22 protein-coding genes are annotated in these 24567 nt (G+C 68.0%); 8 read left to right on the top strand and 14 right to left on the bottom strand.

Annotated features, from left to right (window positions below; all coding sequences use genetic code 11):
• Nucleotides 1–12 precede the first annotated feature (12 nt).
• The 3 genes from BME24068_RS07750 to BME24068_RS07740 all read left to right on the top strand — a co-directional run bounded on the left by BME24068_RS07750 (nt 13) and on the right by BME24068_RS07740 (nt 3393).
• Complete coding sequence (locus BME24068_RS07750; protein ID WP_174925668.1) at nt 13–1482, top strand: aldehyde dehydrogenase; 1470 nt, start codon at nt 13–15, stop codon at nt 1480–1482.
• Nucleotides 1483–1575: 93 nt separating this feature from the next.
• Complete coding sequence (locus BME24068_RS07745) at nt 1576–2988, top strand: purine-cytosine permease family protein (protein WP_174925667.1); 1413 nt, start codon at nt 1576–1578, stop codon at nt 2986–2988.
• A 15-nt stretch (nt 2989–3003) separates the two neighbouring features.
• The gene (locus BME24068_RS07740; protein WP_096504598.1) at nt 3004–3393 is read left to right on the top strand and encodes a carboxymuconolactone decarboxylase family protein; all 390 of its coding nucleotides are present in this window, start codon (nt 3004–3006) and stop codon (nt 3391–3393) included.
• A 15-nt stretch (nt 3394–3408) separates the two neighbouring features.
• On the opposite strand, the gene BME24068_RS07735 is transcribed toward BME24068_RS07740, so the two are convergent.
• The gene (locus tag BME24068_RS07735; RefSeq protein WP_174925666.1) at nt 3409–3744 is read right to left on the bottom strand and encodes a cupin domain-containing protein; all 336 of its coding nucleotides are present in this window, start codon (nt 3742–3744) and stop codon (nt 3409–3411) included.
• Between the two features lie 28 nt (nt 3745–3772).
• Nucleotides 3773–4480, bottom strand: a complete 708-nt coding sequence (locus tag BME24068_RS07730) for a succinate dehydrogenase iron-sulfur subunit (RefSeq protein WP_174925665.1) — start codon at nt 4478–4480, stop codon at nt 3773–3775.
• A 413-nt stretch (nt 4481–4893) separates the two neighbouring features.
• Between BME24068_RS07730 and BME24068_RS07725 the strand changes: the two genes are divergently transcribed.
• Nucleotides 4894–5949: an NAD(P)/FAD-dependent oxidoreductase gene (locus BME24068_RS07725; protein WP_174925664.1), complete on the top strand. Its 1056-nt coding sequence runs from the start codon at nt 4894–4896 to the stop codon at nt 5947–5949.
• Nucleotides 5950–6225: 276 nt separating this feature from the next.
• Here the strand turns inward: BME24068_RS07725 and BME24068_RS07720 are convergent, their stop codons facing one another.
• The 12 genes from BME24068_RS07720 to BME24068_RS07665 form a co-directional block, all read right to left on the bottom strand.
• Nucleotides 6226–7413: a M20 aminoacylase family protein gene (locus tag BME24068_RS07720; RefSeq protein ID WP_174925663.1), complete on the bottom strand. Its 1188-nt coding sequence runs from the start codon at nt 7411–7413 to the stop codon at nt 6226–6228.
• Nucleotides 7414–7482: 69 nt separating this feature from the next.
• Entirely contained in the window at nt 7483–8952 is a 1470-nt protein-coding gene (locus BME24068_RS07715; protein ID WP_174925662.1) for an aldehyde dehydrogenase family protein, read from the bottom strand.
• A 93-nt stretch (nt 8953–9045) separates the two neighbouring features.
• Nucleotides 9046–10371 carry an NAD(P)/FAD-dependent oxidoreductase gene (locus BME24068_RS07710; protein WP_174925661.1) on the bottom strand — a complete coding sequence of 442 codons (1326 nt, stop codon included), beginning with the start codon at nt 10369–10371 and terminating at the stop codon, nt 9046–9048.
• 2 nt (nt 10372–10373) lie between these two features.
• Nucleotides 10374–11108 (bottom strand): cupin domain-containing protein, encoded by a 735-nt coding sequence (locus BME24068_RS07705; RefSeq protein WP_174925660.1) that lies wholly within the window; start codon nt 11106–11108, stop codon nt 10374–10376.
• A gap of 92 nt (nt 11109–11200) precedes the next feature.
• Entirely contained in the window at nt 11201–11656 is a 456-nt protein-coding gene (locus BME24068_RS07700; RefSeq protein ID WP_420887520.1) for a helix-turn-helix domain-containing protein, read from the bottom strand.
• Between the two features lie 107 nt (nt 11657–11763).
• The gene (locus BME24068_RS07695) at nt 11764–13041 is read right to left on the bottom strand and encodes an NAD(P)/FAD-dependent oxidoreductase (protein WP_420887519.1); all 1278 of its coding nucleotides are present in this window, start codon (nt 13039–13041) and stop codon (nt 11764–11766) included.
• Between the two features lie 197 nt (nt 13042–13238).
• A complete protein-coding gene (locus BME24068_RS07690; protein WP_174925658.1) occupies nt 13239–15104 on the bottom strand; it encodes an ABC transporter ATP-binding protein in 1866 nt (621 codons plus the stop codon).
• The gene (locus BME24068_RS07685; RefSeq protein WP_174925657.1) at nt 15104–16063 is read right to left on the bottom strand and encodes an ABC transporter permease; all 960 of its coding nucleotides are present in this window, start codon (nt 16061–16063) and stop codon (nt 15104–15106) included. The genes BME24068_RS07690 and BME24068_RS07685 overlap by 1 nt, the downstream gene beginning before the upstream one ends.
• A gap of 30 nt (nt 16064–16093) precedes the next feature.
• Nucleotides 16094–17047, bottom strand: coding sequence for an ABC transporter permease (locus tag BME24068_RS07680; protein ID WP_096504618.1), 954 nt, complete (start codon nt 17045–17047; stop codon nt 16094–16096).
• Nucleotides 17048–17126: 79 nt separating this feature from the next.
• Nucleotides 17127–18710: an ABC transporter substrate-binding protein gene (locus tag BME24068_RS07675; RefSeq protein WP_174925656.1), complete on the bottom strand. Its 1584-nt coding sequence runs from the start codon at nt 18708–18710 to the stop codon at nt 17127–17129.
• Between the two features lie 110 nt (nt 18711–18820).
• Nucleotides 18821–19426 (bottom strand): hypothetical protein, encoded by a 606-nt coding sequence (locus BME24068_RS07670; protein WP_174925655.1) that lies wholly within the window; start codon nt 19424–19426, stop codon nt 18821–18823.
• 36 nt (nt 19427–19462) lie between these two features.
• Entirely contained in the window at nt 19463–20131 is a 669-nt protein-coding gene (locus BME24068_RS07665) for a haloacid dehalogenase type II (RefSeq protein WP_096504624.1), read from the bottom strand.
• Between the two features lie 463 nt (nt 20132–20594).
• Between BME24068_RS07665 and BME24068_RS07660 the strand changes: the two genes are divergently transcribed.
• The 4 genes from BME24068_RS07660 (at nt 20595) to BME24068_RS07645 (ending at nt 24542) form a co-directional block, all read left to right on the top strand.
• On the top strand, nt 20595–21455 hold the full coding sequence (locus BME24068_RS07660; RefSeq protein WP_174925654.1) for a GNAT family N-acetyltransferase: 861 nt from the start codon (nt 20595–20597) through the stop codon (nt 21453–21455).
• A 12-nt stretch (nt 21456–21467) separates the two neighbouring features.
• Entirely contained in the window at nt 21468–22394 is a 927-nt protein-coding gene (locus BME24068_RS07655; protein WP_096504630.1) for a 2-hydroxyacid dehydrogenase, read from the top strand.
• A gap of 168 nt (nt 22395–22562) precedes the next feature.
• Nucleotides 22563–24011: an aspartate aminotransferase family protein gene (locus tag BME24068_RS07650; RefSeq protein ID WP_174925653.1), complete on the top strand. Its 1449-nt coding sequence runs from the start codon at nt 22563–22565 to the stop codon at nt 24009–24011.
• Between the two features lie 39 nt (nt 24012–24050).
• Complete coding sequence (locus tag BME24068_RS07645; protein ID WP_006749694.1) at nt 24051–24542, top strand: Lrp/AsnC family transcriptional regulator; 492 nt, start codon at nt 24051–24053, stop codon at nt 24540–24542.
• Nucleotides 24543–24567: the final 25 nt, after the last annotated feature.

Below are 24567 nucleotides of genomic sequence, written 5' to 3'. Positions count from 1 at the left end.
GGTGCCGACGCCATGAATGATCATTTTCAGCTGTATATCGACGGCCGCTTCGAACCCGGCGCCGCGACGTTCGGCAGCATCGATCCCGCGACCGGCGCCGTGTGGGCGCAGATGCCGGAAGCCCGTACCGACGAGGTGAACCGCGCGGTGGCCGCCGCCGGCCGCGCGTTGACCGATCCGCGCTGGGCGGGCCTGTCCGCGTCGGCGCGCGGCAAGCTGCTGTACAGGCTCGCCGAGCTCGTCGAGCAGGCCGCGCCGCGACTCGCTGAAATCGAAACGACCGACACCGGCAAGATCATCCGGGAGACGTCCAGCCAGATCGCGTACGTCGCCGAGTACTACCGGTACTACGCCGGCATCGCCGACAAGCTCGAAGGCAGCAGCATTCCCGTCGACAAGCCCGACATGCAGGTCTGGCTCGACCGGCAGCCCGTCGGCGTGGTCGCCGCGATCGTGCCCTGGAACAGCCAGCTGTTCCTGTCCGCGGTCAAGGTCGGGCCGGCCCTCGCCGCCGGCTGCACGCTGGTGCTCAAGGCGTCCGAGGAAGCGCCGGGGCCGTTGCTCGAATTCGCGCGTCTCGTGCATGAAGCCGGATTCCCGCCGGGCGTCGTCAACGTCGTTACCGGCTTCGGCCCGGAATGCGGCGCGGTGCTGAGCGGCCACCCGGACGTCGACAAGGTCGCGTTCACCGGCGGCCCGGAAACCGCCCGCCACATCGTGCGCAACACGGCCAGCAATCTCGCGAAGGTGTCGCTGGAGCTCGGCGGCAAGTCGCCGTTCATCGTGTTCGCCGATACCGATATCCAGAGCGCGGTGAATGCGCAGGTCGCCGCGATCTTCGCGGCGAGCGGCCAGAGCTGCGTGGCTGGCTCGCGCCTGCTGATCGAGGCGTCGGTCAAGGAGCGCTTCCTCGCGCTGCTGGTCGAGCGCGTGGCGCGCATTCGCGTGGGGCCGCCCAACGAGATGGCGACGGAGTACGGGCCGCTGTGTACCGAGCGGCAGCTTCGCCACATCGAGGCGGTGGTCGCGCGTTCGGTGCAGCAGGGCGCGAAAGTGCTCGCGGGCGGGAAGCAGCTGGCGCGCGACGGCTATTACTACGCGCCGACGATTCTCGACTGCACCGGCGTCGAGCACGCCGACAGCATCACGACGGAACTGTTCGGCCCGGTGCTGTCGGTCGATACGTTCGAGTCCGAGCAGGAAGCGATCGAGAAGGCCAACGGCACGGCCTATGGCCTCGCCGCCGGCATCTTCACGACCAACCTGACGCGCGCGCATCGCGTGTCGAAGCGCGTGCGCTCGGGCATCGTGTGGATCAACACCTATCGGGCGGTGTCGCCGCTCGTGCCGTTCGGCGGCTTCGGCTTGTCCGGGCACGGCCGCGAAGGCGGCCTGAGCGCCGCGCTCGACTATACGACGACGAAGTCCGTGTGGCTTCGCACGTCGGACGATCCGATCGGCGACCCGTTCGTGATGCGTTGAGCGGGCCGGCATGCGCCGGCAAGACCGACTCGAAGCCGTACAGACCCTGCCCGCGCGTGGTGCGGCGGGGCCGGCAATAAAGATGGAGACACCATGAAGCAAACGGAAAACGATAGCGGCGTGCTCGCGATCGAGAGCAACTCGATCGAGTATGTCCCCCCGGAGGCGCGGCACGGCAAGCCGGCCGACCTGTTCACCCTGTGGTTCTGTACCAACGTCGCGCCGCTGGCCGTGATTTCCGGCGCCACGTCGGTGCTGGTGTTCCACCTCGATCTGGCGAGCGCGATGCTCGCGATCGCGGCCGGCCAGTTCTTCGGCGCGATCTTTCATGCGCTGACCTCCGCGCAGGGGCCGCTGGTCGGTGTGCCGCAGATGATTCAGAGCCGCGCGCAGTTCGGCCGCTACGGGTCGCTGCTGGTGGTGGGATTCACCACGCTGATCTACCTCGGCTTCTTCGTGTCGAACATCATTCTCGCGGGCAAGACGCTCCATACGGCCGTGCCCGCGGTGCCGGCGCACGTCGCGACGGTCATCGGCGCCGTGCTCGCAACGCTGGTCGGCGTGATCGGCTGTCACTTCATTCACCGCTTCAACAAGATCGGTGCATGGTTCATGGGTGGCGCGCTCGTGATCGGCATCGCGCTGATGGCGCCGAGCCTCGACGCGCGCATCTTCGCGCAGGGCCGTTTCGATCTCGCGAACTGGTTCGCGATGTTCGGGCTCTGTGCGGTATGGCAGATCAGCTTCGCGCCCTATACGTCCGACTATTCGCGCTATCTGCCGGCGTCCGCCGGATTCGGGAAGACTTTCGCGTACACGTACTTCGGCACGTCGCTGGGCACGATCTTCGCGTTCCTGTTCGGCGTGCTCGCCGTCAGCACCGGACATTCGACCGACGCGATGCAGGCGATCCGCGACCAGACCGGCGCGTTCGGCTACGTGCTGATCTTCCTGTTCCTCGTCAACATCATCGGCCACAACGGGATGAACCTGTATGGCGCGGTGCTGTCGTTCATCACCGCCGCGCAGACTTTCCGCCCGCACTGGGTGCCCGGCCGCAACGTGCGCGTCGGCGTGTCGGCGGCGCTGCTGGTCGCGTCGACCGTGACCGCGCTCTGGGCGTCGAGCAACTTCATCTCGATCTTCCTCAACGCGATCTTCGCGCTGCGCATCGTGCTCGCGCCGTGGATTGCGATCAACCTGATCGACTTCTATCTGGTCAACCACCGCCACTACCGCGTCGCGGAAATCATCAGCAGCAATGGCGGCGTGTACGGGGCGTTCAACGTCAAGGCGCTGGCGATCTACGTGTTCGGCATCGCCGTCCAGGTGCCGTTCATGGACGAAAGCTTCTTCCACGGCCCGTGGGCGGCGATTCTCGGTGGCGCGGACGTGTCGTGGATGGTGGGCCTCGTCGTCACCGCGCTGGCCTGCTACCTGTTCGCATCGAAGAACGGTGTGCATTCGCGCCGCGGCTGCACCGCCGCTGCCGAAGCGTTGAAATAACCGGGGAATTCAATCATGAACGAAGATGATGCGCTGTTTCAGAAGGGGTTGCCGATTCGCCGCGAAGTGCTCGGCCCCGAGTATGTCGATGCGTCGATGGAAAAGGCCGACGCATTCATGATGTCGTTCCAGCGCGCGACCACCGCGTGGGCATGGGGATGGGCCTGGGGCGACGACACGCTCGATCGCAGGACGCGCAGCCTGCTGAACCTCGCGATGCTCACCGCCGGCGGGCATACCAACGAGCTCAAGCTGCACGTCAAGGGGGCGCTCAACAACGGCGTGAGCGTCGAGGAGATCAAGGCGGCGCTGCTGCACGCGACCGCTTACTCGGGCATTCCGCACGGGCTCAGCGCGTTCAAGGCCGCGCACGAAGTGCTGGTGGCGGAAGGTGCGCTGAAGTAGGCGGTGCGCGCCGACCTATCGCCCATGCGGGAGATAAAGGGTCACCAGCACCGAGGTGTTTTCCACCGCCTCGAGCCAATGCGGCTCGCCGGCCAGCAGGAACAGCATGTCCCCGCTGCGCATCAGCCGCGTGGCCGTGCCGGTGCCGAACTTGACGACACCTTCGAGGCACTGCACGGTAATTTCTCCCGGCGCGCTGTGTTCAGGGATGTGTTTTCCGGCCGGAAGTACGAGTCGAACGACCTCGAGATGATCCGAGCGCATGACGGTGACGGATTTCGATCCCGGCAAGGCATCACCGAGCGGCCGCACGTCGATCAGTTCACCTTGCGTTGCCCGTGGCATTGCCATCGCAACCTCCCTCTTCGGTTAACGGCATTCAGATCGTCCGGCGCGCAAGCATCGCCCGGATCTCGGAGATCGCCTTGGCCGGATTGAGGCCTTTGGGGCAAACGTCCGTGCAATTCAGTATCGTCCGACACCGGAACAGGCGGTACGGATCGTCAAGGTTGTCAAGCCGCTCGCCCGTCCCTTCGTCGCGGGAATCGGCCAGAAAGCGATAGGCCTGCAAAAGCCCGGCGGGACCGACATATTTGTCCGGATTCCACCAATAGGACGGGCACGCGCTGGAACAGCACGCGCATAAAATGCACTCGTAGAGGCCGTCGAGCAGATCCCGCTCCTCGGGCGACTGGCGCCGTTCGCGCTCGGGCGGGGGCGTGTCGTTGATCAGGTAGGGCTTGATCGAGTGATACTGCTTGAAGAACGCGGTCATGTCCACGATCAGGTCGCGAACGACGGGCAATCCGGGCAACGGACGCAAGACCGTATGACGCGGCAGGTCGTTGAGGTTGGTGATGCAGGCAAGTCCGTTCTTGCGGTTGATGTTCATCGCATCCGAGCCGCAGACGCCTTCGCGACACGACCGCCGAAAGCTCAGCGTCTCGTCCCGCGCCTTGAGCCGAACGAGCACATCCAGCAACATCCGGTCGTTCGGGGCGGTCTCGAGCTCGTACGTTTGCATGTACGGCTTCGCGTGACGGTCAGGATCGTAGCGGTAGATTTCGAATGTTCTCGTATCGCTCACGAGGGTCCTCCTTTGAGGGATCGCACATTCCGCGCACGCGTTTCTCCTGTTTCAGGCTACGCAGGCCAAACGATGGCCGGCGGCAATCCGGGGAAAGGGCCGAATCATATGGCAGCTGAAACCGCATCGAACCGGAGGCCATCGGCTCTCACACTATCGAAAGAAAACCGGAGGGTTTTGCTCCATGTCAAAACATTGTATTTATATCACAACATGATACAAATTGACGATTGCAACGGTACGACGCCGGATCGGACCGTGCTTGCAGCCGTGCGCGTGCGTTCCTCATGCTGACGGAGCGTGGAATGTCGATGCGCACTGTAACGGCGTCCTTGCAAGCGCGGCACCGGCCCGGTATGTGAAAAACCGCCGGCACGACGCTTCGTCTCGCACGGCATGCATGGAGAATACACATGACATCTTCGGAACAATTGCCGATCCCGACGCCTCTGCGAACCGACGTGCTCATCGTCGGCGCGGGGCCGGTGGGGCTATTCGCCGCGTTCGAGGCGGGCGTGATCGGACTCTCATGCCGGATCGTCGACGGGATCGAGCGCCCCGGCGGCCAGTGCATCGAACTGTATCCGGACAAGCCGATCTACGATATCCCCGCCATTCCATCGTGCACCGCACGCGATCTCGTCGATCGACTCGTCGAACAATGCCGTCCATTCGATCCCCCGATGCATCTCGGCGAGCGCATCGAGACGCTCGAACCGCTCGAGGGCGGGCGCTGGCTTGCCCGCACCGACAAGGGGCAGGCGTTCGACGCCGCCGCGATCCTGATTGCCGCCGGCAACGGCGCATTCGTGCCGCAGCGGCTGGCCCTGGACGACGCAGCGGCGCTCGAAGGCCGGTGCGTCCATTACGGTGTTGCCGACATACACGAATTTGCCGGCAAGAACGTCGTGGTCGCGGGCGGCGGTGACGCTGCGCTCGACTGGGCGTTGGCGCTGCGTTCGGCCGCGCGGCACGTCACGCTCGTCCATCGACGCAACGGCTTCAGCGCGATGGACTCGAGCGTCATCCGGTTACATCAGGCGGTCGCGGCGGGCGAGATCGATTTCGTGGTTGGCACGATCGCCGCGTTGAATGCGCCCGAGGGGCGGCTCGATTCGATCGAGGTTCGGCAGATTGGCGGCTCCGTGCGTCTCGACGCGGATCAATTGCTCGTGTTGTTCGGCCTCGTCGCGACGCTCGGCCCGATCGCCAACTGGGGGATCGACGTGCAGGCTGGACGGATCGTCGTCGATACGTCGTACTACGAAAGCTCGCGGCCCGGCATATTCGCGGCCGGCGACATCGCCGGCTACGCGAACAAGCAGCGGCTGATCCTGTCCGGGTTCCATGAGGCGTCGCTTGCGCTGCGCAAGGCATACACGTATGCATTCCCCGACAAGAAACGCGTGCATGTACATTCGAGCTACGACGCCAAGCTGGCCGAGCGCGTGGCCGCCGCTCATCCTTAGCGGAGCCGTCCGGGATGGCGCCGCGCCCGACCGGGATCGACCGGCCCGAGTGTGACGCGAACGGCGACGCAGCTTGTCGATGCGAGCGTGTCATGCGCTTTCGCGAAGTCGCGTTGCGGGTTTCGACGATTGTCCCGAACTGGAATCGCCCCGGTGCTGGCACACCGTCCGCAGCCTTTCGCGGTAAGCATTGTTAAGGATTGCGATCCGCACGCCCTTGGATATTTCCTTCGGGCGTTCGTTAATCCGGCTGACTCGCCCGCCGCACCGGCAAGATCACGTCAATCTCCTGAAGTAATGCTGCGCCAGCGCCACCCAATACCGCACCCCGGCCGGAATGATCTCGTCGTTGAAATCGTACTTCGGGTGATGCAGCGCCGGTGCGGCCGCTCCGGCCGGCGCGTTGCCGATCAGCACGTACGCGCCGGGCCGTTCCTCCAGCATGAAGCCGAAGTCTTCGGACGTCATGTTCGGCGGCACGTCGCGATGCAGGCGTTCGTCGCCGAACGTGTCGCGAATCACCGCTTCGCAGAATGCCGTCTCGGCCGGCGTGTTGACCGTCGCAGGGTAGTACTGAAAGAACTCGACGTCGACCTGCGCGCCATACGCATGCGCCAGCGCCTCGCACGTGCGCTGAACGTCGCGCTGCAGTTGCTGCTGCAACGCCGACGACAGCGTGCGGATCGTGCCGCGCAGCTCGGCGCTGTCCGGAATGACGTTGTCCGTGGTTCCCGCATGGAACATGCACACGGAAATGACGGCGGGATCCACCGGATCCTTGTGCCGCGCCGCGATGGTCTGGCATTGCAGCACCATCGAACAGGCGAGCGGGACGGGATCGATGCCCAGGTGCGGCTGCGCCGCATGCGCGCCCTTGCCGGTCACGGTGATCCTGAACCGGGAGCCGGCGGCCATGATCGGGCCGGTGCGCAACCCGAACTGCCCGGCGGGCAACCCGGGCCAGTTGTGCATGCCGAACACCGCTTCGGTCGGAAACTGCTCGAACAACCCGTCGTCGATCATCTTGCGCGCACCCGCGCCGCCCTCTTCTCCGGGCTGGAACACGAAGTGGACCGAGCCCGGCAACCGCGGCAAGTCCTTCAGGATGCGCGCGGCCCCGAGCAACATGACGGTGTGGCCGTCGTGCCCGCACGCATGCATGATCCCGTGCGTGCACGACGCATGCGCGAAGTCGTTCGCTTCGTGGATCGGCAGCGCATCCAGATCCGCGCGCAGCACGATTCCGCGCGCCGGATCGGCGCCGGGCAGGCTCGCGACGACGCCCGTGCCGCCCAGCCCGCGCGACACCGCGTAGCCGAGCGCTTCGAGCTCGCGCGCGACGACGTTCGCCGTCCGGTGTTCCTCGAAGCGCAGCTCCGGATGCGCGTGCAGATCGCGGCGCAAGGTCGCCCAGTGCGCGCGATGCGCGTCCAGCGACGTCTCGGGGATGATGGGATTGTCCAATTCAGGCACCTTCGGAAAGCAGACGGGTTCCATTCTGCACGGCTGCCGCGTTCGCGTGCAGCGGTGGCATCAGTCGTAGAAGCCGAGAATCGACTTGATCTCCATGTACTCCTCCATGCCCTCGATCCCGTACTCGCGGCCGTTGCCCGATTGCTTGTAGCCGCCGAACGGGGCCTGCGGGTCCCACGCCGGGTAATTCAAATGCACCTGGCCCGACCGGATGCGCGCCGCCACCGCGCGCGCGCGTTCCTTGTCGGCGCCCTGCACGTGCGCGCCCAGCCCGTAGACCGTGTCGTTCGCGATCGCGACGGCTTCGTCGACGGTATCGTAAGGGAGGATCGCGAGCACCGGACCGAAGATCTCCTGCTGCGCGATCGTCATGTCGGTGCGCACATCGGAAAAAATCGTCGGCCGCGCATAAAAGCCGCGGTCGAAACCGGCGGGCCGCCCCGGCCCGCCGGCGATGAGTGTCGCGCGTTCGTCGAGGCCCGCGTCGATCATCTGCGCGACCCGGCCGAACTGCGCGCGATTGGCGAGCGGCCCGTGCGTCGTCGCGTCGTCGAACGGATCGCCGACGACCATCTGCTCCATCGCCGCGACGGCCAGCGCCTCGACGCTGCGCAGCATGTCGCGCGGCACGATCATGCGGGTCGGCGCGCTGCACGACTGGCCCATGTTCCGGAACGCGGCGGCCACGCCCGGCGCGATCGCGCGCGCCAGATCCGCATCGGGCAGCACGAGATTCGGCGATTTGCCGCCGAGCTCCTGCGCGACGCGCTTGACGGTCGGCGCCGCCGCCTGCGCGACGAGCACGCCCGCACGCGTCGACCCGGTGATCGACACCATGTCGACCTCCGGGTGGCACGAAAGCGCGGCGCCCACCGCGTCACCGCTGCCGCTCACCAGGTTGAATACGCCGGCAGGCACGCCCGCGTCGGCGATCACTTCCGCGAACAGCAGCGCGCTGAGCGGCGACAGCTCGCTGGGCTTGAGCACCACGGTGCACCCAGCGGCAAGCGCCGGCCCGACTTTCGCGGTGATCTGGTAGATCGGCCAGTTCCACGGCGTGATCAGCGCGCACACGCCGATCGGCTCTCGGACGACCGCCGTCGTTCCGCGCCGGGACGCGAACGCGTAGCTGGCGAGATTGTCGCGCGCGACGCGGATGTGTTCGGCCGCGAGCGGCACGTGGGCGCTGCGCGCATAGCCGAGCGGCGCGCCCATTTCCATCGCGAGCGCCGTGGCGAACAGCTCGGCGCGCGCCAGGATCAGCGCATGCACGCGGTCGAGCAGCGCGGCGCGCTCGTGCGGCGGCGTCGCGGCCCAGCGTTCGAACGCGCGGCGCGCGGCCTGCACCGCGCGGTCCGCATCGCGTGCGTTGCCGAGCGGGATCTCGCATAACGTGTCTTCCGTGGACGGGCTGACGACCGCGAACCGCTCGCCGCCGTCGGGCACGACCCAGTCGCCGTCGATGAAGAACCGGTCGAGCCTGCCGGCCTGCTTCAGGCGATGAAGCAGTGAACTGACGGATGAATGCATTGCAGGATGTCCTTGAGTCGATACCACGCGTGCGCTTCGAATCGAAGCGCATCGTTCGGGCGCCGCAACCGCGATCGCGGTCGCGGCCGCACATCAAAAATCGGCGACCTTGCCCCACGCGGAGTCGGCGAAACGGCCGGGCCGATACGGCACCGGATCGACGAGCGGCGGCGCGCCGGTGGCGAGATCGGCGATCAGGTGCCCGGCGCCCGGGCCGATTCCGAAGCCGTGCCCCGAAAAGCCCGCCGCGAGGATCAGCCCCGGCACGCCCGGCACTTCGCCGATGCCCGGCACGCCGTCCGGCGTGCTGTCGACGAATCCGGCCCATGCATGCGTGATCGTGGCTTCGCGAAGCTCGGGCAGCAGTTCGACCGCACGGCGATACGTTTCGTTGACCGCCGACATGTCGGGCTTCGGATCGAGAATGCGGACCGCCTCCATCGGCGTCGGCGCATCGAGGCGCCAGCGCTTCAGCGTTTCGTGGCCGCCGCGCACCCCTTCGAGGCCGCCCGGCATCAGATGGCGCCAGCGCTTCGCGAACATCGGCACGAACTGCGGCGCGAAGCGCAGGAACTGCGGCGTCAGGTCGACGCGCGCGCGGCCGCTGATCGCCAGCGCATAGCGGCCGTCGCTGCGGCGGGTCACGGACACGCCGGAGGTATACAGCGCGTCCGGCAACGGCTGGGCGACGGGCGACACGCTCAGGATCGACTGGCGGACCGACGCCTGCGGGAAGCGGATGTCGAGCTGGCGGCAGAACGACGACGCCCACGCGCCGCCGGCGAGCACGACCGTTTTGGTCTTGATGACGCCGGCTTCCGTGACGACGCCGCTCACGCGCCCGCCCGCGAGTTCGATCCCGCGCGCCGCGCAGTGCTGGTGGACGCTGCCGCCCAGCTTCATCAATGCGGCGGCCACGGCCGGCGCGGCCTTGCCCGGGTCCGCCGTGCCGTCGGTCGGCGAAAACACGCCGCCTTTCCACGACCGGCCCGTGACGTGCCCGCGCTCGCCGGCCTGCTTGCTGTCGAGCATGTAGGTCGTCACGCCGGCCGTCTTCGCGAACTCGCCCCAACTGGCCCAGCGCGACAGCTCGTCCTCGTCATTGCTCAGATACAGCAGCCCGCAACGGTGAAAGCCCGTGTCTTCGCCGGATTCGACGGCGAATCGCTCCCACAGATCGATGCTCTTGCTTGCCATCGGCAACTCGCGCGCGTCGCGGTTCTGCTGCCGGCACCAGCCCCAGTTGCGGCTCGACTGCTCGGCGCCGATGCGGCCCTTCTCGACCAGCGCGACCGATACCCCGCGCCGGGCGAGGTAGTAAGCGGTGAAAACGCCGATGATGCCGCCGCCGATCACGACGACGTCGGCCGATGCCGGCGGCGTGGGCGAGGTTTCGATATGGCGCAGCGGAGGGGACATGGTCAGTCTCGTTCGGTTGATACGGTGACGTTTTGCACGACGTAGAACTTCGCCACGCGTTCGCTGCTTTCCCATCCGATCGATGCGCCGCGCGGCACGAACAGCGCGTCGCCGGCGCCGAGCGACAGCACGCTGCCGTCGGGTGCCGCGAAGCGCACGCCGCCGGCCAGCAGGAACATGAATTCGTTCACGCGATGCGGGCGGACGATCCGGTGATAAGGCGTCGAATCCCACGTGCCCGCGCTGTACCCGGCGCCGTCGTCGATGAACACGTTGTCGCTGCGGCATTGCGGCGCGGGGCCGAGCAGCACGTCCGCGGGCAGCGACGACGACGGCTTGAAGTCGGCATCGGCGCGCAGCGGAAAGAGGCCGTGCTTCGTCGGTTGCGCGCACACGGCCGCGCAGAACGTCAACAGCACGGGCGACCCGGCGTTCACGCGCAGCGCCGTGCCGCGGCCGATCACGACGCCCTCGCCGGGCCGCAGCACCCACGGGGCGGCGCCGGCTGCCTCGAGCGTCAGCTCGCCTTCGACGACGACCAGGGTTTCGATGTGCGGATAATCCGGGATGTCGAGCGCGCCGGCGAAACGGATGCGCCCCGCGGCCATCGCGTCGGGCTCTTCCCACGCGATCTCCCGATGTTGTGCAAAAGGATCGTTCCCGCCGAACGCCTGTGTGCGGAACGCGGTGGAAGACGGTGAGCCGTCTGCATGGTGCAACACGAATACTGCGGTCATTTCTGCTCCTGGGCAGTGCGCGGCGGCAAGATTGAAAGCCGTCGCGCGATATCGGAAATCCCTCGGGCGTGCACGCCGTTCACGCTTGGCGCCTACGCGGCGTGACACGACGCTTCGCGGTGTTCGGTGCGCGTGCGCGTCGACGGCGTGCGCGCCGGCGTGCCGCCCGGTCGCGCGATCACGTAATCGCGCGGCGTGATCCCGAGCACGCGCCGGAAATGCCGGCACAAATGGCTCTGGTCGAAGAACCCGACGTCGGTGGCAACGACCGACGGCGCGAGTCCGGCGCGCAACAGGTCCTGCGCGCGCCGCACGCGCACGAGGCACAGATACCGGTGCGGCGACAACCCGGTTTCGCTGCGAAAGCGCGCGGTGAAACGCGACACGCTCAGCCCGGCCACCGCCGCGAGCGTGTCGAGGTTCAGCGGCTGCGCGAACGATGCGTCGATCGTGCGCAGCACCTCGCCGATCGCCGGCGAGACGGGCCGCGCGACACGCGCCGTGCGTGGCATCGCGTCTTCGGCCGAATCGTGAAACAGGTCGAGCATGCCCGCAGTCCTCATGCCGCCGCCTGCAGGATCATGGCCCGCGCGGCAACGCCGGCGAACGGGCAAACGAAACGCGCTTTCATGTTGAATCCTCCCCGGCGCTCGCGTCAGTGCAGGAAATCCTGCACCCGGTAGTACGCGCCGACGAACGGCAGGAACCACGCGTGCCCGAAATGGCCGGGTATCGCCGGCCAGTCGAGCTCGCGCCACGGATTCGAGGCCACCGCGCCATACAGCACGTCGGCCATCACGCGGCCCATGTGCACCGACATCTGCACGCCGTGGCCGCTGTAGCCCATCGAGTAATAAAGCCCGTCGTGCTGGCCCGCGCGCGGCAGCCGGTCGGCGGTGATGTCCACCAGCCCGCCCCAGCAGTAGTCGAGCCGCACGTTGGCCAGTTCGGGGAAATAGCCGGCCATGCCGGCGCGCAGGACGTCGCCGCTTTTTGCGTCGGAGCGCGGGCTCGACATCGCGAAGCGCGCGCGTCCGCCGAACAGCAGCCGGTTGTCGGGCGTCACGCGGAAGTAGTTGCCGATCTGGCGCGACGTCACGTACGCGCGACGATGCGGGAACAGCCTGTTCAACTGCGCGTCGGGCAGCGGCTCGGTGACGACGATGAAGCTGCCGACCGGCGCGATGCGCCGCCGGAACCACGCGAACGGGCCGTGCTGCGACGCGCCGGTCGCGACCAGCACGCGGTCGGCGACGATCGTGCCGCGCGTGCAGGTGATTGCGTGGCGCTCGCCTTCCAGCCGGTCCAGCCGCGTGACGGCCGCCTGCTCGTAGACGCGCGCGCCGGCGCGCACGGCCGCCTGCGCCAGCCCGACGCCGAACTTGCCCATGTGCATCTGCGCGCCGTTGCGCTGCAGGAGGCCGCCGTAGAAACCGTCGGACGCGATTTCATCGCGGATCCGCGACGGCTCGATCAGTTCGATGTCCGGATCGACGTCGCGCCGCAACGCGTCGAACGTCTTCGCGAGCCCCGCGAAATGCTGCGGCTTCGCGGCGAGCTTCAACTTGCCCGTACGCCGGAAATCGCAGTCGATCGCGTGCTCGGCGACGATCGTCTCGACGCTCTTCACCGCGCTTTCGTACGCGCGATAGAACTGCTTCGCCTGTTCGGGGCCGATCCGCGCGGCAAGCGATGCGTAGTCCTGCGCGACGCCCGTATTGCACTGGCCGCCGTTGCGTCCGGACGCTTCGCCCGCGATCTGCGCGGCTTCGAGCACGACCACCGATACGCCGCGCTGCGCGAGCGCGAGCGCCGCCGACAGGCCGGTGAAGCCGCCGCCGACCACGACCACGTCGGCGCGCCCTTCGACGGGGCCTTCGCAGCCGGCGCGAAACGCGGGGCGGGTATCCAGCCAGTACGATTCGAATTTCATCGGATTCTTCTCTTGCCTTCCGGCGACGACGATCGGCGACCGTTCAATGAGATTCATTTAATCACCGTCAAAAACCGCAGTTGCCGCGTATTCGCGCACGGCACGCGCACAAATCGCCGTTTTGCACGCGCGCAGCAGCAGACTCTGCGGCGTGCCGGCCGCCGCGACACGCGCGAGACCGGCCGGCGCGGCGCGCGCTACAGCCGCACCGGCGCGACGCCGGCCTGCACCGGCTCCGCCTGGAAGCGCACGAGGTCTTCCTCGCTGCGATGGCACAGCACCTGCGCGCCGTTTTCGAGCGTACGCAACGCGGGGGCCGTCCGGTTGCATACGCCGTCCACCCGCATCGCGCAGCGCGAGAGGAACGGGCACAGCCCGGTGTCGTCCGCGCTCGCGCCGATCGGCACCAGCGGCCGGTGGCAGCGCTCGGCGGCAACGTCGAGCCAGCCCGCATGCAGTTCGGGCGCGGACGACACGAGCAGGTGCGAATACGGGTGGTAAGGCGGCGCGCACAGCGCGTCGCGGCTGCCGGTTTCGACGCGGCGGCCCGCATACAGCACGACGATGTCGTCGCTGATCGCGCGCACCTTCGCGATGTCGTGCGTGATGAATATGTACGACACGCCGAGCTTCGCCTGCAGGTCGCGCAGCAGATCCATGATCGCGGCGCCGACCACGGTATCGAGCGCCGACGTGACTTCGTCGCACAGGATCAGGTCGGGTTCGGCCGCGAGCGCGCGCGCGAGGTTCACGCGCTGCTTCTGCCCGCCGGACAGCTCGCCGGTACGCCGCCCGGCCACCGCCTGCGGCAACCGCACGAGCTCGAGCAGCGCCGCGACGCGCTGCCGCGCCCGCGCGCCCTTGATCCCGTGATAGAACGCCAGCGGCCGGGCCAGCGTGCGCTCGACGGTATGCACCGGATTGAGCGCGGTATCGGCGTTCTGGAACACGATCTGCACGCGGCGGTGCTGCTCCTTGGTGCGCTTGACGATGTCACGCGCGAGCGGCTCGCCGTCGAGCAGGATCTCGCCGCCCGTCGCCGGCACGAGGCCCGCGATCACCTTCGCGAGCGTCGTCTTGCCGGAGCCCGATTCGCCGATCACGCCGACCGTCTGCCCGCGCCCGATACACAGGTCCACTTCGTGCAGGATCACTTTCGCGGGCCAGCCCTTCGCGGTGCGGCCGCCGTACCCGGCGATCGCGCCGCGCACGTCGAGCAGCGGCGCCGGCGCGGCAGGCGCCGGCTTCGCGTCGCGCTCGGCACCGCCCGGCGTGACCGCCGCGATCAGGCTCTGCGTGTACGGATGCGCAGGCGCATGCAGGATCTGTTCGGTATCGCCCGCCTCGCGAATCACGCCGTCGCTCAGCACGACGATCCGGTCGGCCATCTGCGCGACCACCGCCAGGTCGTGCGACACGTACACCGCACTCATCCCGTAACGCCGGATCACGCTCTTGAACGCCAGCAGCACGTCGATCTGCGTGGTCACGTCGAGCGCCGTGGTCGGCTCGTCGAGAATCACGAGCTCCGGATCGGTGATCAGCGCCATCGCGGCCATCAGGCGCTGCAACTGCCCGCCCGACACCTGGTGCGGATAGCGCTTGCCGATCGTCTCCGGCTCCGGCAGCGCGAGCGCGCGGAACAGCTCGACCGCCTTCGCCTGCGCGTCGCGCTTCGTCAGCGTCTTGTGAATCAGCGCGCTCTCGATCACCTGGTCGAGAATCGTGCGCGACGGATTGAACGAGGCCGCGGCGCTCTGCGCGATGTACGCGACCTTGCGGCCGCGCAGCGCGGTCAACGCGGACGCGGACAGCGTGCAGACGTCCGTGCCGCCGAGCTTCACCGAGCCGCCGGCGATCCGGCAGCCGGCGCGCGCATGGCCCATCAGCGACAGCGCGATCGTCGTCTTGCCGGAGCCGGACTCGCCGATCAGCGCGAGCACTTCGCCGCGCCGGATGTCGAAGTCGACGCCGTGGACGATCGTCGTTTCCTCGCCGCCCGGCCGGCCGCCGACCACGCGCAGCCCGCGCACCTCGACGAGCGGGTTCGATTCGTGTTGCATCAGTGTCCTCCGTCGGCGCCGGCCGCGCCCTTGCGGCGGCCGCGATGCGGCAGGCCGTCGATCATCAGGTTGACGCCCACCGTCAGGATCGCGATGGCGACCGCGGGCATGATCGCGACGGCCGAGCCGTCGCCGAGGCTCGCGATGTTCTCGCGCACGAGCGAGCCGAGATCCGCGTAAGGCGGCTGCACGCCCAGCCCGAGAAAGCTGAGGCCGCTCAGCAGCAGCACGACGAACGTGAACCGCAGGCCGGTATCCGCGAGCATCGGATGGATCATGTTCGGCAGCATCTCGACGCAGGCGATGTACAGCGCGCCTTCGCCGCGCGCCTTCGCCACCTGCACGAATTCGAGCGTGCTGATGTTGACCGCCAGCGCGCGCGCGATCCGGTACGAGCCCGGCATGTAGCTGACCGCGGCGGTCAGGACCAGCAGCGGCAGCGACGAGCCGAACGCGGCGACGAACATCAGCGCGAACATCTTCGACGGAATCGACGTGAGCGCATCGAGCAGCCGGCTCATCGTCTCGTCGACCGCGCGGCCCGACACCGTGGCGAGCAGCCCGAGCGTCGTGCCGGTCACCGCGGCGAGCAGCACCGCCGCGAGCGCGAGCAGCACGGTCAGCCGCGTGCCGTACAGAATGCGGCTCAGCATGTCGCGGCCGAGGAAGTCGGAGCCGAACGGCAGCTTGCCGCCGAACGGCGCGAACACGTCCTGCGTGACGATCGCGCCGACGTCGTGCGGCGCGAGCAGCGGCGCGAACACGGCGATGAACAGCATCAGGCCGACCATCGCCAGGCCGACGCGGCCGCCGGCCGTCAGTTTCATGCGTGCGGCGCGGCGCTTGCGCGGCTGGTCGGGGGAAGGCGTGGCGGGCGGCGTCGCGCCACCCCACGGCGAGCGCGGCTCGCCGGACGGCGGCAGCGCGCTGCTGCGATGAACGGGTTCGGTCGGGTGCATGGGCGGCATCTCGGAAGGTGGACGGACCATTCAGGTCCGCAGTCTCGGGTTCGACACGATCGAGCAGAGGTCGGCGAACAGCACGAGCATCAGATAGGCGACGCAGAAGATCAGCGTGCACGCCTGGACCAGCGGGAAGTCGCGGTTGCCGACGGCATCGACCATCAGGCTGGCGAGGCCCGGATAGTTGAAGATCGTCTCGACGACGATCACGCCGCCGAGCAGGTACGACAGACTCAACGCGACCGCATTGACGATCGGCCCGATCGCGTTCGGCAGCGCATGACGCAGCACGACGCGCGCGGGGCTCGCGCCCTTGAGCACGGCCATCTCGACGTACGACGCGCTCAACTGCTCGATCACCGCGGCCCGCGTCATCCGCGCCATCTGCGCGATCACGACCGCGCACAGCGTCAGCACCGGCATCGCGTACGCGCGCAGAAAGTCGTGGAAGCTCTCGATCGGGCCGCTGTACGACAACGCGGACAGCCAGTGCAGCTTCACGGCGAGCACGAGCACGGCGACCGTCGCGATCAGGAATTCCGGCGTCGCGACGAGCGACAGCGTGCCGAGGCTGATCACGCGATCGACCACCGACTCGCGCTTGACGGCCGCGAGTATGCCGAGCAGCAGCGCGATCGGCACCGATACGGCGGTCGTGATCGCGGCGAGCGCCAGCGACTTCGGCAGTCGGCCGCCGATCATCTCGGACACCGGCATGTCGCCGGACAGCGACCGGCCGAAATCGCCGTGCAGCAAGCCGGCGAGCCAGTGTACGTAGCGCACGTGAGCCGGCATGTCGAGACCGAACTGCTGGCGCAGCGCGGCGACCGTTTCCGGTGTCGCGGACTGGCCGAGCGCGGCCTGCGCGGCATCGCCCGGCAGCAGGTTCGTGATCGTGAAGACGATCGCGGACACGATCAGCAGCGTCAGCGCGGTGACCGCGATGCGCCGGCCGATCAGCCCGATGAGGATTCGGTTCATGAAACGGCACTCCCGGAAAAGTCGCGCGCGGCCGGAGCGGTTGCCCGTACCGGCCGCGCGGCAGCGATACGTCGCTGCGTCAAGCGTTCCACCACACGTACTCGGCGAACATGAAACCCATCATCCCGCCGGTCGGGATCGAGCCGAGGCCCGCGAGCCGCTTGTCGTACGCGTCGAGGAAGCTGATGAACGCCGGAATGCCGATCCTGCCCTGCTGCGACACGATCACCTGCATGTCGCCGTACATCTGCTTGCGCTTCGCATCGTCGGTCTCGGAGCGCGCGGCGAGCAGCAACTGGTCGAACTTCGCGTTCTTCCAGCCCGACTCGTTCCACGGCGCGTCCGACTTGAAGAACTGCGTGAACAGCACGTCGGCGCTCGAGCGCGGGTTGATGTTGCCGAAGCCGAGCGGATGCTTCATCCAGTGATTCGACCAGTAGCCGTCGGCCGACACGCGGTTCACCTGCAGGTTCAGCCCGATCTTCTGGCCGGCCTGCTGCATCAGCACGGCCATCTCGACCGAGCCGTTCGCGTCGGACGTCGCGTAGATCGGCGGCAGCGAAACGCCCAGCGCGCCGGCCTTCTGGAACAGGAATTTCGCCTTGTCCGGATCGTGCGGCCGCTGCGGCAGCGACGCGTTGAAGTAGCGATGGCCCGGCGGAATCGGCTGGTCGTTGCCGATCACCGCATAGCCCCGGAACACTGCCGTGCGGATCTGTTCGCGATCGAACAGGTACTTCATCCCTTCGACGAAATCGGGGTTCGCGGTGATCGGGTTTTCGCTGCGCATGATCAGGTCGGTATAGAGCCCCGACTTGGTTTCCCTGAGCGCATAGCCGGACGTCGACGCGACACGCTGCGTCGAACGCGGATCGACTGCGTTCACGAGATGCACGTCGCCCGACAGCAGCGCGTTCAGACGCGCGGCGCTGTCGGTGATGCCGATCAACTCGATCTGGTCCAGGTACGGCATGCCCGGCTTGAAGTAGCTGTCGTTGCGCACGCCGACGGTCGACACGCCCGGCTTGAACGACTTCAGCTTGTACGGGCCGCAACCGATGCCGGTAGCGAAGTCGGTCGTGCCGTCCTTGGTGATCACGAGCTGCGGCGTCGCGAGAATCACCGGCAGGTCCGCGTTCGCGCTGGCGAGCACGAGCGTGACTTCGTCGGGGCCGCTCGCCTTCGCATCGGCGAACTGGTCGGCGAGCGTCTTGACCTTCGATGCGGTGGCCGGGTTCTTGTGGCGCATCAGCGAGAACACGACGTCGGCCGGGCCGACGGGCTTGCCGTCGTGGAACGTGACGCCCTTGCGCAGCTTGATGATCCAGGTCTTCGCGTCGGTCGTGTGCAGCGACTCGGCGAGGTTCATCTGCGGCGTGAGGCTTTGATCCAGCTGCGTGAGGCCGCTGTAGAACATGAAGAAGCGGATGTAGTCGGCGCCCGTCGAGCCCTTGGCCGGATCGAGCGTGTCGGCCGTCGAACTCGATTCGTTCGCGACCCGGATCTTGCCGCCGCGCTTGGGGGCCGGCGCGGCGAAGGCCGACTGCGCCTCCATCAGCAGTCCGCCTCCACCGACGGCCATCATGCCGCTCGCCGCCATGACCCGCATCATGTCGCGGCGCGTGAAGCCGCCCGTGCCGCCGTTGTCGATATCGTCGTTCATCCGAACTGCTCCTGACTGTGGAAAGTGGGTCCTGGGGTCCAGCGTGGTTCGATAAATCCGCCGCTTTCGCCTGCTGGTGGCGAATGCAACGTCATGCGTATGGCGTTCATTTAAGCATCGCCAAAATGCGGGTTGTCGCGATTCGGGGCGGCTGCACGATACGATTCGACCGTTTTGAGCCGCCTGCGCAGCATGATTTGCTGCGTGCCCCGGCGCAGCGCCGTTTGCCCGGCGAAGGGGCGCGGGCGCGCGGTCGAAACGTTCGTCGGAAGATTGCCTGTTCCATCGAAACCGGCCGGTGCGACAGCCCACGCACGGCCGGTGCCGAACCTGCGCGCGTGCCGCACGCGTACGAACCCGCGCGCATGCGCGACGCGTTCGCGACCGGCAGGTTCGAATGCCGGGCGCGCACTGGCGGGTGCGACATGAAGGAGCGGGACGTGACGTGCTTTGCGCGTGACGCCGACGCGTTCGCACCGGAGGCCGGAGAGACGATCGAATTCGGCGCGGACGATCTGCGGACGATCTGCGGACGATCCGGGACGATTCGCGATCGGTCCACGATCGATCCACGGAAGCGCGCCGAAAGTGCCGAAGAACCGCGACCGCCGCGCGGCACGACGCGCAAGGTGCGCGTGACGTTCCAGCGCCCGCGCCCGGCCGCGTGCGCGGGTTTTCCCGGGCAGCGCGGCAAGCCGGCAGCGGAGTCGCGACAAACCGCGCGACGCGGCGTCGCGCGGCCGACGGGTCGCTTACAGCCCGAGCCGCGTCGCGAGATGGCCGATGTCGGACACTTCGTAATAGTTGTAGAACGGCGTGCCCGGCTCGTGGCCGCGGTTCACGAACGCCTTGTGCTTGATCCCGAGATCCTCGGCCGTCATCAGGTCGTAGCGCAGGCTCGACGACACGTGCAGCACGTCCTCCGGCTTGCAGCCGAGCTTGCCGAACATGTATTCGAAACCCTGCATGCGCGGCTTGTACGACTGCGCCTGCTGCGCGGTAAACACCGCATGGAACGGCGCGCCGAGCTTGTCGACGTTGCTCATGATCTGCTCGTCCATGGCGTTCGACAGAATCACCAGCTTGTATTTCTTCGCGAGTCGCGACAGCCCGGCCGGCACGTCCGGATGCGGGCCCCACGTCGGCACCGCGTGATAGAAGCGCTCGGCCTCGGCTTCGTCGAACGTCACGCCGACACGCGCGCAGGTGCGGCGGATCGCGTTGACGACGACGTCGCGGTACGGCTTCCATGCGCCGAGCACTTCGTCGAGCCGATAGGCGGCGAACGCGCGCACGAAGTCCTCCATCGCGACCGGCGACAGCCGCTCCGCATAGATCTCGCGCGCCAGGTCCGCCATCTGGAAGCGGGTCAGCGTGCCGTAGCAGTCGAAAGTGATGAACTTCGGTTCAAACTGAATCATGATGCGTCCTGTCGGTGTGAAGCCCCGGCAGGGCCGGGGACGGGCTGGGTTGTACGAAATTGAATCAAGGCAAAAAACCCGGCGCGCGTCGTTCGGCGCCGCCCAAAACGCAGAATCGCCGCGTGTTGGGCGCGCCGCACGGCACGATCTGCGGTGCGATCCGGCGTGGTGCGGCCGCGCCGGCCGGCGGGCTTCGGGAAGCGGGTGCCGTGGCCGGCCGGTGCGGCTCGCCGGCAAGCGGCGGCGATACCGGCGCTTTCATCGTAGTCCCGCTCCCACAGCAGGCGCTGCCGGATCGACGGGCCGCGCCGGCACGATGCGCGCGTTCGTGCGCGCGAATCGAGCCGGTTTGCGTCGATCGCGCGCGCGGCCGTCGCCGCCGGAAAACAGGCGAATCGTCCTATCCGAGCCGCGGCGGCGCTGGCAGAGTGAATGCGTCATTCCTACCCATCCGGAGTCCGGCGTGTCCGATCTCAACCCTTCCCGCACGCTTATCTATCGTCCGTTCGCCGAAGCCGACCTGCCCGCCGCGCATCGTCTGTCGGAAGCCGTCAAGTGGCCGCACCGGCTCGACGACTGGCGCTTCGCGCTCGAGCTCGGCAGCGGCTTCGTCGCCGAAGACGAAGCCGGCATCGTCGGCACCGCGCTCGGCTGGCGCTTCGGCGACGCGCACGCATCGCTCGGCATGGTGATCGTGTCGCCCGAGCGCCAGGGCCGCGGCATCGGCCGCGAACTGCTCGCGCGCGTTGTCGACAGTCTCGGCGCGCGCACCATCTTTCTGCACGCGACGCCGTCCGGCGAACCGCTCTACGTGAAATTCGGCTTCGAAGCGATCGGCACGATCGACCAGCACCAGGGCGCCGCGTTCCAGCCGCCGCTGATCTCGCTGCCGCCGGGCGAGCGCCTGCGCCCGCTCGGCACGAACGACGGCCCGCGCCTCGCGGCGCTCGCATCGCGCGCGGCAGGCTATCCGCGCGACGCGGTGATCGATGCGCTGCTCGGCGTCGCGAACGGCATCGCGCTCGACCGCGACGGCGAACTGCTCGGCTTCGCGCTGTTCCGCCGCTTCGGCCGCGGCCACGTGATCGGCCCGGTGGTCGCGCCGGACGCGCTGCGCGCGCAAGCGCTGATCAGTCACTGGCTCGCGCTGCACGAAGGGATGTTCGTGCGGCTCGACGTGCCGGGCGACAGCGGGTTGTCGGACTGGCTGCAGGGGCTCGGGCTGCCGCGCGTCGATACCGTCGTCGCGATGGTGCGTGGCGCGGCGCCCGCGCGCGACCCGGCGCTGCGCACGTTCGCGATCGTGAACCAGGCCCTCGGTTGAGCGAGGCGACCGATGAGCTTCCTCTACAAGGCCGATCCGGTGCGCGGCGCGCAATGGGCGCGGCGTTTCGCGCAGCTCGCCCCCGACCTTCCGTTCCGGATCTGGCCGGACATCGGTGACGCGCAAGCCGTCCGGTATCTCGCCGCGTGGCAGCCGCCCGACGATCCGGTCGCGCTGCTGCCGAATCTCGAAGTCGTGTTCTCGGTGGGCGCCGGCATCGACCAGTTCGACCTGTCGTGCGTGCCGGCCCGCATTCCGGTCGTGCGGATGATCGAGCCGGGCATCGTCGAAGGGATGGTCGAGTACGTGACGCAGGCGGTGCTGACGATCCACCGCGACCTGTTCGACTATGCGGCGCAGCAGCGCGAACAGGTGTGGCGCGAGAAGCCCGTGCGCGCGGCCGCGTCGCGGCGCGTCGGCGTGCTCGGGCTCGGCACCCTCGGCCAGGCCGTGCTCGACACGCTGCGGCGCTTCGGTTTCCCGTGCGCGGGCTGGAGCCGCACGCCACGCACGCTCGACGGCATCGACTGCTACGCGGGCGACGCGGCGCTGGATGCGTTCCTCGCCCGCAGCGACATCCTGATCTGCCTGCTGCCGCTCACGGCCGATACGCGCGGGCTGCTCGGCGCGCGCGTGTTCGATGCGCTGCCGGCCGGCGCGTCGCTCGTGCAGGTCGGGCGCGGCCCGCAGCTCGACGAGGCCGCGCTGCTCGCGGCGCTCGCGAGCGGCCGGCTCGACAGCGCGATCCTCGACGTGACGGACCCCGAACCTTTGCCGGCGGGCCACCCGTTCTGGGCGCATCCGCGCATCCGGATCACGCCGCACATCGCCAGCGCGACGCGGCCCGACACGGCCGTCGACGCCGTCCTCGCGAATCTCGCGCGCCATCGCGCGGGCCAGCCGATGATCGGCGTCGTCGATCGCGTGCGCGGTTACTGACGCGCCGACGCGCGCACACGGCCCCGCGGGGCGCGCAGCAGAAAATGCCGAAGCGCCCCGCACAAACACCGCGTTCGTACGTTTCAGACTGCAAATTGAAGGCGCGTGCGGCATGCTCGCCCGGTAGCATGAACTCACCGCTGACCCCCGACGAGAATCCTGCCCGCCATGAACCAAGCCGCACTGATCGAAGCCGATCGTCAACACCTGATCCATCCCGTCGTCAACTATCGCGCGCATGAAGCGCGCGGCGTCACCGTGCTCGAATCCGCCGACGGCGTGTTCCTGCACGACGGCGACGGCAACACGCTGCTCGATGCGTTCTCGGGCCTGTGGTGCGTCAACGTCGGCTACGGCCGCGACAGCATCGTGAAGGCCGCCGCCGAGCAGATGGCGAAACTGCCGTACGCGACCGGCTATTTCCATTTCGGCTCGCAGCCGGCGATCGAGCTGGCCGAACGGCTCGCCTCGCTCGCCCCGCCGTCGCTGAACCGCGTGTACTTCACGCTCGGCGGCTCGGACGCGGTCGATTCCGCCGTGCGCTTCATCACGCACTATTTCAATGCGACCGGCCGCCCGTCGAAGAAGCAGATGATCGCGCTCGAACGCGGCTATCACGGCTCGTCGTCGATCGGTGCGGGCCTCACCGCGCTGCCCGCGTTCCACCGCCATTTCGACCTGCCGCGCGCCGACCAGCATCACATTCCGTCGCCCTACCCGTACCGCCATCCGCTCGGCGACGATCCGCAGGCGCTGATCGCCGCGTCGGTCGCGGCGCTCGAAGCGAAGGTCGCGGAACTCGGCGCGGACAACGTCGCGGCCTTCTTCTGCGAACCGGTGCAGGGCTCCGGCGGCGTGATCGTGCCGCCGGCCGGCTGGCTGAAGGCGATGCGCGACGCGTGCCGGCGCCTCGGCATCCTGTTCGTCGCCGACGAGGTCATCACCGGCTTCGGCCGCACGGGCCCGCTGTTCGCGTGCGAGACCGAACAGGTCGACCCGGATCTGATGACCGTCGCGAAGGGGCTGACCGCCGGCTATGCGCCGATGGGCGCGGTGCTGATGTCCGACGAAATCTACGAAGGCATCGCCGGCAGCCGCGCCGATTCGGCCGTGGTCGGGCACGGCTACACGTATTCCGCGCATCCGGTCAGCGCCGCGATCGGCCTCGAAGTGCTGAAGCTGTATCACGAAGGCGGGCTGCTCGCGAACGGCCAGGCGATGGCGCCGCGCTTCGCCGCGGGCCTCGACGCGCTGCGCGCGCATCCGCTCGTCGGCGACGCACGGTCGGTCGGCCTGCTCGGCGCGCTCGAACTGGTGGCCGACAAGGCCCGCAAGACGCGCTTCGACGCCGCGCTGAACGTGCCCGACAAGATCGCCGCGGCGGCCTACGCGAACGGCGTGGTGTTTCGTGCGTTCGGCGACGGCACGCTCGGTTTCGCGCCGGCGTTGAGCTTCACGGCGGGCGAGTTCGACCTGATGTTCGAGCGCGTGCGCAAGACGCTCGACGACGTGCTGGCCGACCCGGGCGTGCAGCGCACGCTCGACGCCGCGCACGCGCAGCCGGCCCGAGCCCTGCAAGGGAAAGCCGGGCTTGTGGCCGCCATCGTTCGACTCTAAAGTAACCGGACATTCCATTTTTTCCCCTCTCACGTAAACATGACGGACAGCAAGCTGGATCGCATCGACCTGCGCATCCTTTCCCAGTTGCAGAAGCGCGGCCGCATGACCAACGTCGAACTGGCCGATGCGGTCGGGCTGTCGCCCAGTCCGTGCCTGATCCGCGTGAAGCGGCTGGAAAAAGCCGGCTACATCGGCGGTTACGGCGCGCACATCCAGCTCGAAAAGCTGGGCGACGTGCAGGTCGTGTTCACCGAGGTCACGCTGGCCGACCACCGGCGCGAGGACTTCGACCGCTTCGTCGCGGCGATCCGCAACGTCGACGAGATCGTCGAGTGCCATCTCGCGAGCGGCGGCTACGACTACCTGCTCAAGTTCATCACGCGCAGCGTGAGCCACTACCAGACGATCGTCGAAGGGCTGCTCGAACAGAACATCGGCATCGAGAAGTATTTCAGCTACGTGATCATCAAGTCGCCGTTCGTCAAACGGCACTACCCGCTCGAATCGCTGTTCGGCGAACGCCACTGACGAACGGCGCGCGGGGTTGCCGCGC

The organism is Burkholderia anthina, from assembly GCF_902498995.1.
Classification (GTDB): domain Bacteria; phylum Pseudomonadota; class Gammaproteobacteria; order Burkholderiales; family Burkholderiaceae; genus Burkholderia; species Burkholderia anthina.
Note: the sequence above shows the minus strand (reverse complement) of the source record. Positions and strands in the feature narration are given on the sequence as shown.

Coding starts and splice junctions, on each gene's coding strand:
- BME24068_RS07750 (WP_174925668.1), top strand. CDS start 13: ATGAATGATCATTTTCAGCTGTATATCGACGGCCGCTTCGAACCCGGC.
- BME24068_RS07745 (WP_174925667.1), top strand. CDS start 1,576: ATGAAGCAAACGGAAAACGATAGCGGCGTGCTCGCGATCGAGAGCAAC.
- BME24068_RS07740 (WP_096504598.1), top strand. CDS start 3,004: ATGAACGAAGATGATGCGCTGTTTCAGAAGGGGTTGCCGATTCGCCGC.
- BME24068_RS07735 (WP_174925666.1), bottom strand. CDS start 3,744: ATGGCAATGCCACGGGCAACGCAAGGTGAACTGATCGACGTGCGGCCG.
- BME24068_RS07725 (WP_174925664.1), top strand. CDS start 4,894: ATGACATCTTCGGAACAATTGCCGATCCCGACGCCTCTGCGAACCGAC.
- BME24068_RS07715 (WP_174925662.1), bottom strand. CDS start 8,952: ATGCATTCATCCGTCAGTTCACTGCTTCATCGCCTGAAGCAGGCCGGC.
- BME24068_RS07710 (WP_174925661.1), bottom strand. CDS start 10,371: ATGTCCCCTCCGCTGCGCCATATCGAAACCTCGCCCACGCCGCCGGCA.
- BME24068_RS07705 (WP_174925660.1), bottom strand. CDS start 11,108: ATGACCGCAGTATTCGTGTTGCACCATGCAGACGGCTCACCGTCTTCC.
- BME24068_RS07700 (WP_420887520.1), bottom strand. CDS start 11,656: ATGCTCGACCTGTTTCACGATTCGGCCGAAGACGCGATGCCACGCACG.
- BME24068_RS07695 (WP_420887519.1), bottom strand. CDS start 13,041: ATGAAATTCGAATCGTACTGGCTGGATACCCGCCCCGCGTTTCGCGCC.
- BME24068_RS07690 (WP_174925658.1), bottom strand. CDS start 15,104: ATGCAACACGAATCGAACCCGCTCGTCGAGGTGCGCGGGCTGCGCGTG.
- BME24068_RS07685 (WP_174925657.1), bottom strand. CDS start 16,063: ATGCACCCGACCGAACCCGTTCATCGCAGCAGCGCGCTGCCGCCGTCC.
- BME24068_RS07680 (WP_096504618.1), bottom strand. CDS start 17,047: ATGAACCGAATCCTCATCGGGCTGATCGGCCGGCGCATCGCGGTCACC.
- BME24068_RS07675 (WP_174925656.1), bottom strand. CDS start 18,710: ATGAACGACGATATCGACAACGGCGGCACGGGCGGCTTCACGCGCCGC.
- BME24068_RS07665 (WP_096504624.1), bottom strand. CDS start 20,131: ATGATTCAGTTTGAACCGAAGTTCATCACTTTCGACTGCTACGGCACG.
- BME24068_RS07655 (WP_096504630.1), top strand. CDS start 21,468: ATGAGCTTCCTCTACAAGGCCGATCCGGTGCGCGGCGCGCAATGGGCG.
- BME24068_RS07650 (WP_174925653.1), top strand. CDS start 22,563: ATGAACCAAGCCGCACTGATCGAAGCCGATCGTCAACACCTGATCCAT.
- BME24068_RS07645 (WP_006749694.1), top strand. CDS start 24,051: ATGACGGACAGCAAGCTGGATCGCATCGACCTGCGCATCCTTTCCCAG.